The organism is Nocardia sp. 348MFTsu5.1 (assembly GCF_000383535.1).
GTDB classification, from domain to species: domain Bacteria; phylum Actinomycetota; class Actinomycetes; order Mycobacteriales; family Mycobacteriaceae; genus Williamsia; species Williamsia faeni.
The window spans coordinates 108,652-122,275 of the sequence record NZ_KB911521.1 but is presented as its reverse complement, the minus strand read 5'-3'; the positions used below and the strand labels follow the sequence as shown (position 1 = coordinate 122,275).

General features: G+C 65.0%; 11 protein-coding genes and 1 tRNA gene. 5 read left to right on the top strand and 7 right to left on the bottom strand.

Going from position 1 to position 13,624, the window contains the following annotated elements; all coding sequences use genetic code 11:
* Nucleotides 1-42: 42 nt before the first annotated feature.
* The 3 genes from H290_RS0121790 to H290_RS0121780 all read right to left on the bottom strand — a co-directional run bounded on the left by H290_RS0121790 (nt 43) and on the right by H290_RS0121780 (nt 2,951).
* Complete coding sequence (locus H290_RS0121790) at nt 43-573, bottom strand: YbhB/YbcL family Raf kinase inhibitor-like protein (protein WP_020108959.1); 531 nt, start codon at nt 571-573, stop codon at nt 43-45.
* A 125-nt stretch (nt 574-698) separates the two neighbouring features.
* Nucleotides 699-2,036, bottom strand: a complete 1,338-nt coding sequence (locus H290_RS0121785) for a M20/M25/M40 family metallo-hydrolase (RefSeq protein WP_020108958.1) — start codon at nt 2,034-2,036, stop codon at nt 699-701.
* 90 nt (nt 2,037-2,126) lie between these two features.
* Nucleotides 2,127-2,951 (bottom strand): MBL fold metallo-hydrolase, encoded by an 825-nt coding sequence (locus H290_RS0121780; RefSeq protein ID WP_020108957.1) that lies wholly within the window; start codon nt 2,949-2,951, stop codon nt 2,127-2,129.
* A 126-nt stretch (nt 2,952-3,077) separates the two neighbouring features.
* Here H290_RS0121780 and H290_RS0121770 point away from each other — a divergent pair.
* From H290_RS0121770 to H290_RS0121760, 3 genes are all read left to right on the top strand, one after another.
* A tRNA-Leu gene (locus H290_RS0121770) sits at nt 3,078-3,163 on the top strand.
* Between the two features lie 158 nt (nt 3,164-3,321).
* Nucleotides 3,322-4,719 (top strand): SDR family oxidoreductase, encoded by a 1,398-nt coding sequence (locus H290_RS0121765; RefSeq protein WP_051122175.1) that lies wholly within the window; start codon nt 3,322-3,324, stop codon nt 4,717-4,719.
* A gap of 10 nt (nt 4,720-4,729) precedes the next feature.
* The gene (locus tag H290_RS0121760; RefSeq protein ID WP_020108955.1) at nt 4,730-5,224 is read left to right on the top strand and encodes a DinB family protein; all 495 of its coding nucleotides are present in this window, start codon (nt 4,730-4,732) and stop codon (nt 5,222-5,224) included.
* Here H290_RS0121760 and H290_RS0121755 read toward each other — a convergent pair.
* On the bottom strand, nt 5,215-6,198 hold the full coding sequence (locus H290_RS0121755; RefSeq protein WP_020108954.1) for an oxygenase MpaB family protein: 984 nt from the start codon (nt 6,196-6,198) through the stop codon (nt 5,215-5,217). The two genes, H290_RS0121760 and H290_RS0121755, sit on opposite strands and share 10 nt — an antisense overlap.
* Nucleotides 6,199-6,353: 155 nt before the next feature.
* Here H290_RS0121755 and H290_RS0121750 point away from each other — a divergent pair, with 155 nt between their 5' ends.
* Nucleotides 6,354-7,391, top strand: coding sequence for a nucleoside hydrolase (locus H290_RS0121750; RefSeq protein WP_020108953.1), 1,038 nt, complete (start codon nt 6,354-6,356; stop codon nt 7,389-7,391).
* Nucleotides 7,392-7,462: 71 nt separating this feature from the next.
* Here the strand turns inward: H290_RS0121750 and meaB are convergent, their stop codons facing one another.
* The 3 genes from meaB to H290_RS0121735 are packed head-to-tail and all read right to left on the bottom strand — an operon-like array spanning nt 7,463 to nt 12,630.
* Entirely contained in the window at nt 7,463-8,449 is a 987-nt protein-coding gene (gene meaB, locus H290_RS0121745) for a methylmalonyl Co-A mutase-associated GTPase MeaB (protein WP_028463515.1), read from the bottom strand.
* A gap of 15 nt (nt 8,450-8,464) precedes the next feature.
* Nucleotides 8,465-10,747: a methylmalonyl-CoA mutase gene (scpA, locus tag H290_RS0121740; protein ID WP_020108951.1), complete on the bottom strand. Its 2,283-nt coding sequence runs from the start codon at nt 10,745-10,747 to the stop codon at nt 8,465-8,467.
* The gene (locus H290_RS0121735) at nt 10,747-12,630 is read right to left on the bottom strand and encodes a methylmalonyl-CoA mutase family protein (RefSeq protein ID WP_020108950.1); all 1,884 of its coding nucleotides are present in this window, start codon (nt 12,628-12,630) and stop codon (nt 10,747-10,749) included. Before H290_RS0121735 ends, scpA begins: the two co-directional genes overlap by 1 nt.
* Nucleotides 12,631-12,796: 166 nt before the next feature.
* On the opposite strand from H290_RS0121735, the gene H290_RS0121730 reads away from it, so the two are divergent.
* The gene (locus tag H290_RS0121730; RefSeq protein WP_231373801.1) at nt 12,797-13,531 is read left to right on the top strand and encodes a TVP38/TMEM64 family protein; all 735 of its coding nucleotides are present in this window, start codon (nt 12,797-12,799) and stop codon (nt 13,529-13,531) included.
* Nucleotides 13,532-13,624: the final 93 nt, after the last annotated feature.

The window sequence follows — 13,624 nt, the reverse complement described above, 5'->3', positions numbered from 1 at the left end:
TGGATATGACTGGAACTGGTGGTTATGTCGTGGGCCCGGAGGCTACCGCTCGTACGTGTTCGTGATGATCGCCCGCGCGATCGCATGGCTGAACAGGTTGAAACCCAGGTAGGCCGGGGTTGCGCCGTCTGGAAGTCCCAGCGTCTCCACGTCGACTGCATGGACCACGGTGTAGTAGTAGTGCGTGCCATGCCCGGGAGGCGGTGCGGCACCGATGAATCGCCGCACGGAGGCGTCATTGTTCAGGACAACCGCCCCGGACGGCAGCGAACCTTCGGCGCCATTGCCCGCATCGGCGGCGAGAGAGGTCACCGACACCGGGATGTCGGCGATGGCCCAGTGCCAGAACCCGGACGCGGTGGGTGCCTCGGGGTCGTACACGGTGACGGCGAAGCTCTTGGTCTCCGGAGGGAATCCGGACCACGTCAGCTGCGGTGAAATGTCTTCACCGCCGGCTCCCATGATCCCGGACACCTGAGGGTTCTCCCAGGCGGTGCCGTCGGTGATGCTTTCGGAGGTCAGAGTGAAGCCGGGGAGCTTCGGCAGAGCGTCGTACGGGTTGTACCTCGACATCGTTGTTCGTGTCCTTTCCGTAGGGTGCCCCACCATCATGCGTGAGGTGGGTCGGGGATGTGGCCGACATGAGCATCGCCGGCCGCCCGGATCTCAACTGCCCGATGGGCTCAGCAATGCAGGGCTCAGCTGTGCATCAAGAAGTGTTCGAGAACCTCGGTCCCGAACAGCAGCGATTCCACCGGTACCCGTTCGTCGACACCGTGGAACAGCGCCGCGAAATCGAGTTCGGTGGGCAGCTTGAGTGGCGCAAACCCAAAGCAGCGAATCCCCAAGCGGGCGAACGCTTTTGCATCCGTGCCACCGGAAAGCATATACGGGACGGTCCGGCCCTGCGGGTCGTGCGCGAGGATCGCATCGTTCATCGCGTCGACGAGATGACCGTCGAACGTGGTCTCGTAGGAGTCGAGTTTGGTGATCCACTCGCGGGTGACGTTCGGGCCGATCAGTTCGTCGACCTCCGCCTCGAACGCAGCCTGGCGTCCGGGCAGCACCCGGCAATCGACCACGGCGGTCGCGGTCTGCGGGATGACGTTGGCCTTGTATCCGGCCTGGAGCATCGTCGGATTGGCGGTGTCGCGCAGTGTGGCGCCGATGATGCGCGCAATGCTGCCGATCTTGAACAGCGCGGTCTCCAGGTCCGGGGTGTCCGGAGTCAGTGACAGGCCGCTCTCCTCCGAGACCGCCTCCAGGAATTGCGAGACCGACTCGGTCATCACCAGCGGGAATTGGTGCCGCCCGAGTTTGGCGACCGCTTCGGAGAGGATCGTGACGGCGTTGTCCTCATGGAGGAACGAGCCGTGTCCGGCTTTGGCGGATGCGGTCAGCCGCATCCAGGCCAGCCCCTTTTCCGCGGTTTCCACCAGGTAGAGACGCTTCTGGGTGCCGTCCGGCCGGTCGACGGTGAGTGAGAACCCGCCCACTTCGCCCACAGCCTCGGTGATGCCTTCGAACAGGTCCGGCCGGTTGTCGACCAGCCAGTGCGAACCCCATTTGCCGCCGGCCTCTTCGTCGGCGAGGAACGCGAAGACGATGTCGCGGGGCGGCACGGTGCCGGTGCGTTTGAACTGCCGGGCCAGCGCCAGCGCCATCCCGACCATGTCTTTCATGTCGATCGCGCCGCGACCCCAGACGTAGCCGTCTTCGACTGCACCGGAGAACGGGTGCACGCTCCAGTCTTCCGCCTGCGCCGGGACCACATCGAGATGCGAGTGCAGCAGCAGTTTCCCGCGTTTGCGATCGGCGCCGGGCAGGGTCGCAAAGACGTTGCCGCGGCCCGGTTGTCCGGACTCGAGGTATTCGGTTTCGAAACCGACTTCTTCGAGTTTCTGTTGCACCCACCGGGCACACTCGGCTTCACCCTTGGTGGTGGCGAGTTCACCGGTGTTGCTGGTGTCGAACTGGATGAGCCGGCTGACGAGCTCGACTACTTCGTCGGTGGCGGCAGAAGGGTTGGCATTCACCTGCTCATTCCTATCACCACGATGTACCCGTGGTGACACGCGAGGGAGACGAAACCGCGCGGAGTCCGACCAGTTTTTTGGAAGGACTGTTCATGTCAGATGATCGAAATCACCTCGCACCCATCCGATGTGGCGGTCGGCCGAGGCTCTGACGATCCGCCTGGCGTCGGTGTCGATGTAGTCGGCGAAGTTTCCGTACAGCCGATCGAAATCGAACCGGCACAACGATGTGGCGACGCGTTCGACCACCGCAGCGGACAGTGGAATGCGGTTGGGGTAGCTCCGCATGAAGCTGACGCTGCTGCGATCGGGATTCGGCAGCACCGTATCCCCGGAAAGCATCACACCGCGTCCGTCGGCGCCGGCGCTCCAGTGGGCGATGGCGCTACCGGGGAAATGTCCGCCGGGCTGGGTCAGGGTGACCCCCGGTAGCACCGCCAGGTCGCCCCTCCACGGTTCGATGACCGGGGCGCAGCGTTGGACCCACTCCAAATCGGATTCGGCAACCAGGACCGGTACGTCGCCGAGAGCGCGTGACCACTCCACCTGCACGCCGAACATGTGCGGATGGCTCGCCACGATCGCCACGACCGGGCCGGCGTCCCGGACCGCTGCGAGCGCTTCGTCGTCGATGAAACCGATCGGATCCCACAGCAGATTTCCGGCGTCGGTGCAGACGAGTTTGCTGTGCTGATTGATGCCGACACCGGGTGAGCTGTAGATCTCGAGCAACCCGGGCTCGAGTTCGGAGACCACCACGCGTTGTCCTTCGGCGGCCAATTGCCCGATGGACACCCACAATTGGCCGTACGGCGGGACGTACTGTCGTTCGTCGGCGCAGATGCGGCACACCGCAGGTAATGGGGCGCTCTGTTCCACTGCGCAGGTCCGGCAGATGACGGTGGTCGCATCCATGGATCCATTGGTAGCAAACCATCGAACAAAATGGCCTTGAACAGGCGATTTGGGTTGCAGGCCGCCAGTCGGTTAATGTTGTCCAGCGCTCGAAGAACGGTTTTTTTCCGCGAGCACGAACAGCAAGTCCGAGTGGCGGAATGGCAGACGCGCTAGCTTGAGGTGCTAGTGTCCTATTAACGGACGTGGGGGTTCAAGTCCCCCCTCGGACACTCTGCAAAATGCAGGCGATGATTTTCATCGCCTGCATTTCTCGTTTCCGGCATACCCCGGTTCAGGCCGCCGGCGAGGTGGATCGGGCACCGGTTTCTGGCCACTACACTGGCTTATCGTGCACGACCTACCCACAGAGTCCATCGATCCCGCCGACATGGCGATCTTCCGCCGTGTCCTGGACCAGGTCACCGAGCTCGATGCGGGGCATCCGGATTCCCTTGCGGTGCAACGTGCCGTCGCGCAGATGTTCAAGCACGCCAAGCGCCGGCGCCGGCGGGAAAAGAATCAGATCCGCGTCGACGCGGACCGAAAGGTGCTGGCCGCCACGGCAACCGGGTCACCGGACCGGATCGACGACGAAACCGCGGGCCTGCCGCTGACGGGCGCACCCGGCACGAGTGCCGGAACCCTGATCCGGCCCCAGAACTGCTACATCTGCAAAAAGGAATACACGCACGTCGACGCGTTCCATCACCAGCTCTGCCCGGAGTGTGCGGCCGCCAATCGACACAAGCGCGAGCAGCACGCCGACCTGACCGGTCGTCGGGCGCTGCTCACCGGTGGACGCGCCAAGATCGGCATGTACATCGCGCTGATGCTGTTGCGTGACGGCGCTGAACTCACGATCACCACCAGATTCCCGCGTGACGCCGCCCGGCGGTTCGCTCGTCAGCCCGACGCCGACCAGTGGCTGCACCGCCTCAACGTCGTCGGGATCGACCTCCGCGACCCGGCGCAGGTGGTCGCGCTGGCCGATTCGGTGGCGGCCCAGGGACCGCTCGACATCCTCGTCAACAACGCGGCGCAGACGGTCCGCCGCTCCCCCGGCGCCTACAGCTCACTGGCCGACGCCGAGCTCGCCCCGCTGACCGGTTCGGCCGCATCGGTGCCGCTGCTGACAATGGGTGACAGCAGCGAACTGCATCCGCACGCGCTGGCCTCCGGTGGCGACAGTGACGCTGCCGCCCAGGCCCTCGCGGCATTGGCCATGACGGCCGGGTCGTCGGCTCCGGCCCGGATCGCGGACGGTACGGCGATCGACGCCGGCGGACTGCTCCCCGATCTCGTCGACAGCAACAGCTGGGTGGAGACGGTCGATCAGGTGGATCCGCTCGAACTGCTCGAGGTGCAGCTCTGCAACAGTGTCGCGCCGTTCATCTTGCTGTCGCGGCTGACCCCGGCGATGAAGGCGTCGACGGCCCGCCGCAAGTACGTGGTGAACGTGTCGGCGATGGAAGGGATCTTCTCGCGCGGCTACAAGGGTCCGGGCCATCCGCACACCAACATGGCCAAGGCGGCGCTGAACATGCTGACCCGCACCAGTGCCGGCGAGCTCTATCAGGACGGGATCCTGGTGACCGCCGTCGACACCGGATGGATCACCGACGAACGTCCGCACACCAGCAAGATGCGCCTGGCCGACGAAGGCTTCCGGGCGCCACTGGACCTGGTCGACGGCGCCGCGCGGGTGTACGACCCCATCGTGCAGGGCGAATCCGGCAACGACCTCTACGGATGCTTCCTGAAGGACTTCGAGCCCTATCCGTGGTAGATCGTTGAGGGTGAACGCACCCGATACCAATCCGCTGGGCGAGGCCATGTTGTCCGTCTGCGGCGAGACGCTGGACGCCATGGTGTCGATCCTCGACGCCCTCGGCGATGACCGCGCCAACACCAGACCCGCGATTGGCGGCGCAAACAGCCCGTACGCCATCGTCTTTCACTGTGTCGGGGTCATCGAATACTGGGCCGGCTCGGTCATCGCCGGTCTGCGGATACCGCGCGATCGTGACGCCGAGTTCACGGCCACCGGGCCGGTCGCCCCGTTGATCGACCGAGTGTCAGATCTTCGCGGCCGGCTGCCGGGATGGGTGGACATCGCCCTCATCGAGGGCATCCGGGATCGCGCCGCAACAGGGTCGACACGCGCCGACGCCGCGACGGCGTCTCCCGAATGGGTGCTCATGCACATACAGCGCGAGCTGGCCCAGCATCTGGGCCAGCTCGAACTGACAAGGGATCTTCTGAACCTCAGCGATGCCCCGACTCAGGCCTGACGGGCGACCTTGTAGGCCGCGCCGGCGGTTTCCCGCTTCTTCATGGCCTGGATCGCAGCGTGGTGGCGCCGGGCGTGATAGGCCAGCGGGAAGTACGTCAACCGGTCAGGGAGCACCTTGTACGAACCCCGGATCACCTTGTGCATCCGCTCGAGGTCCCGCTGCTCTTTGTTGCTCCACGTCAGGCCGAGGATCTCGCGAACCCGCGGATCCATCACACCCACCGTGGTGAGGTAGTTCAGATTCTGCACCGGCTTGCTGACAAAATTGGCTGCAGCCTTTGCGGCCGGGCGCAGGCTCGCCGGCACGGAAGGAGGGAGTGGAGGGGCTTCCTTCATCTGCCCGATGAGTGTCAGTGCGGTCTCGTGGGCGACGAGCTTGTTGTTGATGAAGTCGTCGAAGTACTCGTCGAATTCCCCGATGGTCTCGGGGTAGCCCCTCATCGGTACCTGCACGATCTTGGCGATCCGGCGGTTGTCACGCAGGATCTCCTGCTTCTCTTCGTCGTTGAAGTCGCGCCCGATGAGCAGCGGTCCGGCCGCCAGCGTGGTCGGGAACGCGGTTGCGATGACCCACTGGTAGGCCTCGGGGTTGAGCGCGCTGATGTGCTTGCCCTGTGCGTTCTTCATCTTCAGCGGCTGGTGCATCTTGCGCAGGCGTTTGCCCTCGGCGAGCGCTTCTTCACCGCCGTAGACCCAGCGCAGGACCGAATCGATCGATCGGATCGCACGACCACCCGGGTCGGTGCGGAACACCGAGTACTTACCGACCACGTCACCGATGACAGGGTGCATCACCTGCATCACAAACGCTGCCCCGTTGACCGGGAGAAACGTGAAACGGCCGGTCTGCTCTGCGGTGATGGAGTCCGGCGGGATCAGTTCGATCTCGCTGTCGGCGTTGTTGATCAGTGAGTCTTCACCCTCGCCGGGGGCGACAGCGCGGAGCCGGGGGCCGGATTCGGAGATGGTCATCGATCATCCTCTCGACGTACAACGAGATCCCCAAAGGGGAAACATCTGTGTTCAGATTAGCAGCGCCGGTGGTATTTGAACAGGCCACACCGAATTACGGCGTGAGGCCCGACTGACGAAATCGGTTGGTCGACTAGGGTCGACACGTGAATTCAGTGCCGCTCATCTTCGACTGCGATACCGGTATCGACGATTCCCTGGCGTTGCTGTACCTCCTCGCCCATCCCTCGGCCGATCTACGGGCGGTCTTGTCGACCGGCGGCAACGTCCCGACCGACGTGGTCTGCGCCAACAACCTCGCCTGGCTGCAGCTCTGCGGCCGCGACGACATCGAAGTCTGTGTGGGCGCCGACGGTCCGCTCGAGACACCACTGATGACCACCGAGGAAACCCACGGTCCGCTCGGCATCGGATACGCCGAACTGCCAGTCGCCACCTCCACCCAGTCGCACCGGGACGCCGCGGATGCCTGGATCGAGCTGACGGCGGAGAATCCCGGTGAGTACGTGGGCCTGGTGACTGGGCCTCTCACCAATCTCGCGCTGGCCATCCGGCGGGATCCGTTGCTGCCGAGCAGGCTTCGGCGCCTGGTCATCATGGGCGGGGTGTTCCACCAGGGCGGAAACACCACACCCACGACCGAGTGGAACATCGCCGTCGATCCCGAGGCGGCCAAAGAGGTCTTTGCCGCTTTTGGGCAGGACGGCACACCGCGCCCGATCATCTGTCCCCTCGACCTCACCGAGACCATCCGGATGACCCCCGACCACCTCGGCCGACTGGCGGCGCTGGCCGAATCGAGCCCGGTGGAACAACCCGGACCCGATGACGAACCCGGTACCCGTTCGGTGGCGGACAACGTGATCGTCCGCCATCTCGTCGACGCGGTCCGGTTCTATTTCGAGTTCCACGAAGCCCAGTCCGAGGGCTACATCGCCCACATGCACGACCCCTTCGCCGCCGCCGTCGCCCTTGATCCGTCGATCACCGGGATCCGCCACGCCTGTGTGGACGTCGAGGTCGACGGAACACTGACCCGCGGCACCACGGTTGCCGACGAACGCGGCTTCTGGAATCGCCCGGTGAATGCCGAGATCGCGACCACCACCGAGCCGGACCTGTTCTTCGACGATCTCATCGACCGGATCGCGGCGTTTGCGATCGCCGTGCAGAATTCCTCGACAGTTTCCTGACCCAACACCTGAATTTGCACTGCCCTCCAACAATTGCCGGTGGGCAGTGCGAAAACGGGTGGGTGGGGGCGCTAGCCGTCGAAGGCCTCGACGATCGCGGCAGCCGCCAGCGCCGGCGTGAGTGAACCGGATCGGACGTCGTCCTCCACACGGTCGCGGATCGCGCGGACGTCGGCGTTGGCATCGAGCCGGCGCAGGAGCTGGTCGGTCACCATCGCCCACATCCACTCGACCTGCTGACGGTTGCGGCGAGCATCGTATTCGCCTGCAGCACTGAGGACTTCCTTGTGTTTGAGGACGGTCTCCCAGAACTCGGCAACACCGGTACCCTCCATGGCACTCATCGTCAGCACCGGAGGACGCCAGATCGCCTCGTGCGGCGTCAGCAGACGAAGCGCGCCCTGAAGCTCACGTGCGGCGTTCTTCGCCTCGGTCAGATACTTTCCGTCGGCCTTGTTCACGACCACGATGTCGGCGAGCTCCAGGACACCCTTTTTGATGCCCTGCAACGAATCACCGGTGCGGGCCAGTGTCAGGAAGCAGAACACGTCGACCATGTTGGCCACCGTGACCTCGGACTGGCCGACACCGACGGTCTCCACCAGCACCACATCGAACCCGGCGGCCTCCAGCAGCACGATCGTCTCGCGGGTCGCCTTCGCGACACCGCCGAGGGTGCCCGACGTCGGCGATGGCCGGATGTAGGCATTCGGGTGCACCGACAACTGGCCCATCCGAGTCTTGTCACCGAGAATCGAACCCCCGGTGCGGGTCGACGACGGATCCACCGCCAGCACGGCAACCTTGTGCCCCTGCTCGATCAGGTGCATGCCGAGGGCTTCGATGGTGGTCGACTTACCGACTCCGGGGACTCCGGTGATACCGACCCGGTACGACTTCCCCGAGTCGGTGCCGAGCGACAGCAGCAATTCCTGCGCCTGGGCGCGGTGATCCGCCCGCGTCGACTCGACCAGTGTGATGGCTCGCGCCAGATCAGGTCGTTTGTCGGCGCGGACGGCATCAGCCAGCGCTGCCAGATCCAAGGGGGGTCTAGGCATGTGCTCGTCTTACCGTCACGAAGTCAGCTCGTGCCCCAACTCGACCGACAACTTCTTGATCAGCTCCACGGCGGAGTCGGCGATGACCGTTCCCGGAGGGAAGATCGCGGCAGCACCGGCCTCGTACAGCTCATCGAAGTCGCCGGGCGGGATCACACCGCCGACCACGATCATGATGTCGCTGCGCCCGACCTTCGCGAGGGCATCGCGGAGTGCAGGCACCAGGGTGAGGTGACCGGCTGCCAGCGACGAGACACCGACGACGTGCACGTCGTTGTCCGAGGCCTGCAATGCCACCTCATCAGGGGTCTGGAACAGCGGGCCGACGTCGACGTCGAATCCGAGGTCGGCAAAGGCGGTCGCGATCACTTTCTGTCCGCGGTCGTGACCGTCCTGGCCCATCTTCGCGACCAGGACACGCGGCCGGCGGCCTTCGGCTTCGGCAAACTTGTTGACGATATCGATGGCGTCGTCGATGTTCTGCACAGTTCCGGCCTCGTGTCGGTACACACCGCTGATGGTGCGGATTTCTGCCTGGTGGCGACCGTAGACCTTCTCCAGTGCCTCGGAGATCTCGCCGACGGTGGCCTGGTGCCGGGCCGCCTCGATGGCCAGAGCCATCAGGTTGTTCTCCAAGCCACCCTCAGAGGAGGCGGCAGCGCGCGACAGGTTCTCCAGCGCGATCTGCACGGCCGCCGAATCACGGCTGGCGCGAAGCCTTTCCAGCTTCTCGATCTGCTCGCCGCGGACCTTCGAGTTCTCGACCTTGAGAACCTCGATCTCCTGGTCCTCGTCGACCTGGTACTTGTTGATGCCGATCACCGGCTGCTGACCGGAGTCGATGCGGGCCTGCGTACGCGCGGCAGCCTCTTCGATCCGGAGCTTCGGGATGCCCTCGTTGATGGCCTGTGCCATACCGCCGGCCTCTTCGACCTCGGCGATGTGTGCCCGGGCCTTGTTGGCCAGCTCGTGCGTCAGCCACTCGACGTAGTTCGATCCGGCCCACGGATCGATCGGACGCGTGGTGCCCGATTCCTGCTGAAGCAGGAGCTGGGTGTTGCGGGCGATCCGAGCCGAGAAGTCGGTGGGCAGTGCCAGCGCCTCGTCGAGGGCGTTGGTGTGCAGCGACTGGGTGTGGCCCTGGGTTGCGGCCATCGCCTCGATACAGGTGCGCGCGACGTTGTTGAACGGATCCTGTGCGGTCAGCGACCAGCCCGAGGTCTGCGAATGGGTACGCAGCGACAGCGATTTGGGGTTCTTGGCGTCGAACTTGGCGACCAGCTCGCTCCAGATGAGCCGCGCCGCACGAAGTTTCGCGACCTCCATGAAGAAGTTCATGCCGATGGCCCAGAAGAACGAGAGCCTAGGTGCGAACTTGTCGATGTCCAGACCGACGTCGACACCGGCCCGCAGGTACTCGATGCCGTCGGCGAGGGTGTACGCCAACTCGAGATCGGCTGTGGCACCGGCCTCTTGGATGTGGTAGCCCGAGATCGAGATCGAGTTGAACTTCGGCATCTTGTGGCTGGTGTACTCGAAGATGTTCGAGATGATCCGCATCGACGGCTTCGGCGGATAGATGTAGGTGTTGCGCACCATGAACTCTTTGAGGATGTCGTTCTGGATGGTGCCGGCGAGCTTCTCCGGCGGCACACCCTGTTCCTCGGCGGCAACAACATACAGCGCGAGAATCGGCAGCACGGCGCCGTTCATCGTCATCGACACCGACACACTGCCCAGGTCGATCCCGTCGAACAGCTGACGCATGTCGAGGATGGAATCGATGGCCACACCGGCCATACCGACGTCGCCGGCCACCCGGGGGTGGTCGGAGTCGTAGCCACGGTGGGTCGCGAGGTCGAAGGCGACCGACAGGCCCTTCTGACCGGCCGCGAGGTTGCGGCGGTAGAAGGCATTGGACTCGGCCGCGGTGGAGAAGCCGGCGTACTGCCGAATCGTCCACGGCTGGTTCACATACATCGTCGGGTACGGACCGCGCAGGAACGGAACCTGGCCCGGCACGGTGTCGAGCGGGTACGGGTTGTCGCCGTCGGTGGTCACCGCGTCCCGGTCGGCGCGGGTGTAGAGCGGCCGGACATCGATCTGCTCCGGGGTGCTCCAGGTGACCTGCTCGGTCGAATAGCCGTGCGCCTGAGCCAGATCGGCGATCAGCTTGTCGCTGTCCCCGGCTGTCGGCACCGCTGCCACGTCCGCCAACGGGACATCGGCGAAGTTCGGCACAGATTGGTCCAGCTCCGCCTTCGGCTGCGTGTCCTTCTTACTGTCAGTACTGGTCATTACTTTTTCGCCTCGATCTTGTCGAGCAGGTCGGTCAACGTGGAGATGGCGTCGATCCCGATCTGCAGGAATCCATCCGGGGTACCTGCGGTGTCGGTCCAGGCCTTGGCCGGACCGGCCAGCAGCACGGTCTCGACGCCGGCCTCGCGGGCGGCCGCGAGAGCAGGCGCACCGTCGGTCGCGTAGCGAGGGTTGGCGGCACACAGCACGGCGATTGCGGGATTGCCCGCCGCCGAGATCGCGGCGGCCACCGAATCACCGTCCAGCGGGCCTGGATTGACTGCTTCGATACCACCGGCCGCCAACAGGTTGGCGACGAAGGTGGTGCGGCCGTTGTGCTCGGCCACCGAACCCAGGGGCAACATGATCGCCGTGGGACGACGGCCATGGGCGGCGAGGTAGGCATCGGATCGATCGCGCAGACGCTCGAACGGCCGGGCGATGCGAGCCAGGTTGGGCGCCGACGCGGGCTGATCGGCAACATCTGCCGCACCCTCTGTGCCGAGCGGCTTCTCCCCCAGATTCGGGAACTCGTTGATGCCGGTGAGCGCGGTCGTGCGGTGTGCAACCGCATTGTCACGGGCTTCGAGCGACGTGGTGATCTGCTCACCGATCCAGCCCTCGGACAGCGCCTGACGGTAGCCGCCCTTGGTCTCGATCTCCTGGAACAGCGACCAGGCGGCGACGGACAGACTGTCGGTCAGCGATTCCACGAACCAGGAGCCACCGGCGGGGTCGATCACCTTGGCGACGTTGGACTCTTCGAGCAACAGCAGTTGCGTGTTGCGGGCCATCCGGCGCGAGAAGCTCGGGTTGGTGGTGCGATCGGCGGGCGCTATTGCGGCGTCGAACGGCAGCACCGTGATCTGGTCGGCGCCACCAACTCCGGCACCGAACGTCGCGGTGGTGACGCGGAGCATGTTCACCCAGGGATCGCGCTGGCTCATCATCGTCAGGGCGGTCACGCCGTGGGTGATGGCGGCTCCGGCCGACGGCGCGCCGCTGACCTCGGCCACCCGGCCCCACAGTCGCCGGATCGCCCGGAACTTGGCGATCGTGCCGAACTGGTCGTCGGTGGCCGACAACGCAAAGGTCAGCTGCGCGAGTGCGTTGTCGATACCCAGGCCCGCCGCGGTGAGTTCACGCAGATATTCGACGCCTGCAGCCACGGTGAAGGCCAGTTCCTGGACGTCGGTGGCTCCGCCGAGTGCGAAGTCGGTGCCGTCGACGCGGATGGCCCGGACCGCGGGCCCGGATTCCTTGGCGATGGCGATGGCGTCGGCAAGCTCGACGGTCGGCCGGCCGGATAGCGCCGCGGTCAACGGCGCCAGGCCGTACGAGGCGACCGTGCTCAGCGACGCGGTATCCGGCAGGAGGCCCGCGGTGGCGCGCGCTGCTTCGATTCCGGCCGCGCCGGCGTCGATGGTGACCGGGACGAGGTCGAGGAAGACCCCGGCCAGGACGTCGGCCAGCTGCTCCGGTGCGATCGCATTCTCACCGACCGCCAGCCACAGACCGCTCACACCGTTGTCGAGTGCCTCCAGGATCGCGGCGTTGAGCGCCTTCGGGTCCTGGGGTTCCCCGGTCGGATCACCAAAGCGTTCGGTGACGCGCCAGCCCATGTTCACATCGCGGGTCGCATCGCTGCCGCGGACAAAGGGGTACGAACCCGGAAGGCCGGGCTCGTCGAGCTCATCTCGTCGGGTGTAGAGCGGCTTGATGACCAGTGCGTCCGGAGTGATGGTCGACAACAGCGCTTCGGGGCTGTCGGCCAGGTCCGCAACGTCAACGCGATTGGACTTGGCCAGTACCTGCGCGGCAGAGTCGGACCACTGCTGGTAACTGGTCTCCAGGTCTTGGAGGTCGGAATGGGTATCCGGCATTCGGGGTGAGCCCTTCGATCGGCTGGTGACGTCGTGATCTCGGTCGCATCAGGACGTGGATCGACACTATCCGATCGATCGGTCGGGCCAAAAGGCAAGGTGGGTGGTATCTCCAGTGGTGTCGCGCACATCGAGGAACGGAGAGGTCGGCCGTATGGTTGAGCCCGTGCAAATCATTGGCCGAGTCACCCGCAAGACCGCGGTGATCCGGGCTGTGATCGGACTCATCGTTGTGATCGCGGTCATGATTGCCGCGTACCTGACTCCCTTCCCGTCGGTCTCCCAGCTGCGGGAGTGGGCCGACTCTCTCGGCCCGGCCTTCGTCTGGATCTTTTTTGTCTCCTACGCGATCATCGTGATCTTTCCGGTGCCGCGGTCCGCGTTCACGGTGGCTTCCGGTCTTCTCTTCGGTCCGGCCGTCGGCTTCACCGGCGCGATGCTGGCCACCACCTTCGCCGCGGCGGCAGCGTTTGTCCTGGTGCGCAGATACGGCCGGGCCCGGGTCCGGCCCTATCTGCATCACCCGCTGACCAAGGCGGTCGAGTTGCGCATGGAACGGCGTGGATGGCTGGCAGTCGGGTCGTTGCGCCTGATCGCCGCCTGCCCGTTTTCGGTGACCAACTACATCGCCGCGTTGTCGTCGATCAGGTTCGTGCCCTTTCTGCTGGCGACGATCATCGGGGTGATGCCCGGCACCGCAGCCGTGGTGCTGCTCGGCGATGCCCTGACCGGACAGGGTGACGTCTGGTCACTGGTGTTGTCTGCCGCTCTGTTCAGCCTCGGTGTGATCGGATTGATCGTGGATGCGCACATGGATGTCGATACGTCGACGGACGACAAACCGGATGCGGCCGCCGGCCCCGGAGCCTCGAACCACTCGGACGCCACACCCGCTTCGTGAAGGTGAAAAGCTTTATTCGCTTTTATCAAGCCATGTGACTTGATAGGCTCATTTCAAGGTTCAATCCTTGATAGCTCCTCGGTGGGAGCCGGG

What these genes read in the sequence shown, in the direction of transcription:
- H290_RS0121790 (WP_020108959.1), bottom strand. Translation starts at nt 573, where the DNA reads ATGTCGAGGTACAACCCGTACGACGCTCTGCCGAAGCTCCCCGGCTTC.
- H290_RS0121780 (WP_020108957.1), bottom strand. Translation starts at nt 2,951, where the DNA reads ATGGATGCGACCACCGTCATCTGCCGGACCTGCGCAGTGGAACAGAGC.
- H290_RS0121765 (WP_051122175.1), top strand. Translation starts at nt 3,322, where the DNA reads ATGGCGATCTTCCGCCGTGTCCTGGACCAGGTCACCGAGCTCGATGCG.
- H290_RS0121755 (WP_020108954.1), bottom strand. Translation starts at nt 6,198, where the DNA reads ATGACCATCTCCGAATCCGGCCCCCGGCTCCGCGCTGTCGCCCCCGGC.
- meaB (WP_028463515.1), bottom strand. Translation starts at nt 8,449, where the DNA reads ATGCCTAGACCCCCCTTGGATCTGGCAGCGCTGGCTGATGCCGTCCGC.
- scpA (WP_020108951.1), bottom strand. Translation starts at nt 10,747, where the DNA reads ATGACCAGTACTGACAGTAAGAAGGACACGCAGCCGAAGGCGGAGCTG.
- H290_RS0121735 (WP_020108950.1), bottom strand. Translation starts at nt 12,630, where the DNA reads ATGCCGGATACCCATTCCGACCTCCAAGACCTGGAGACCAGTTACCAG.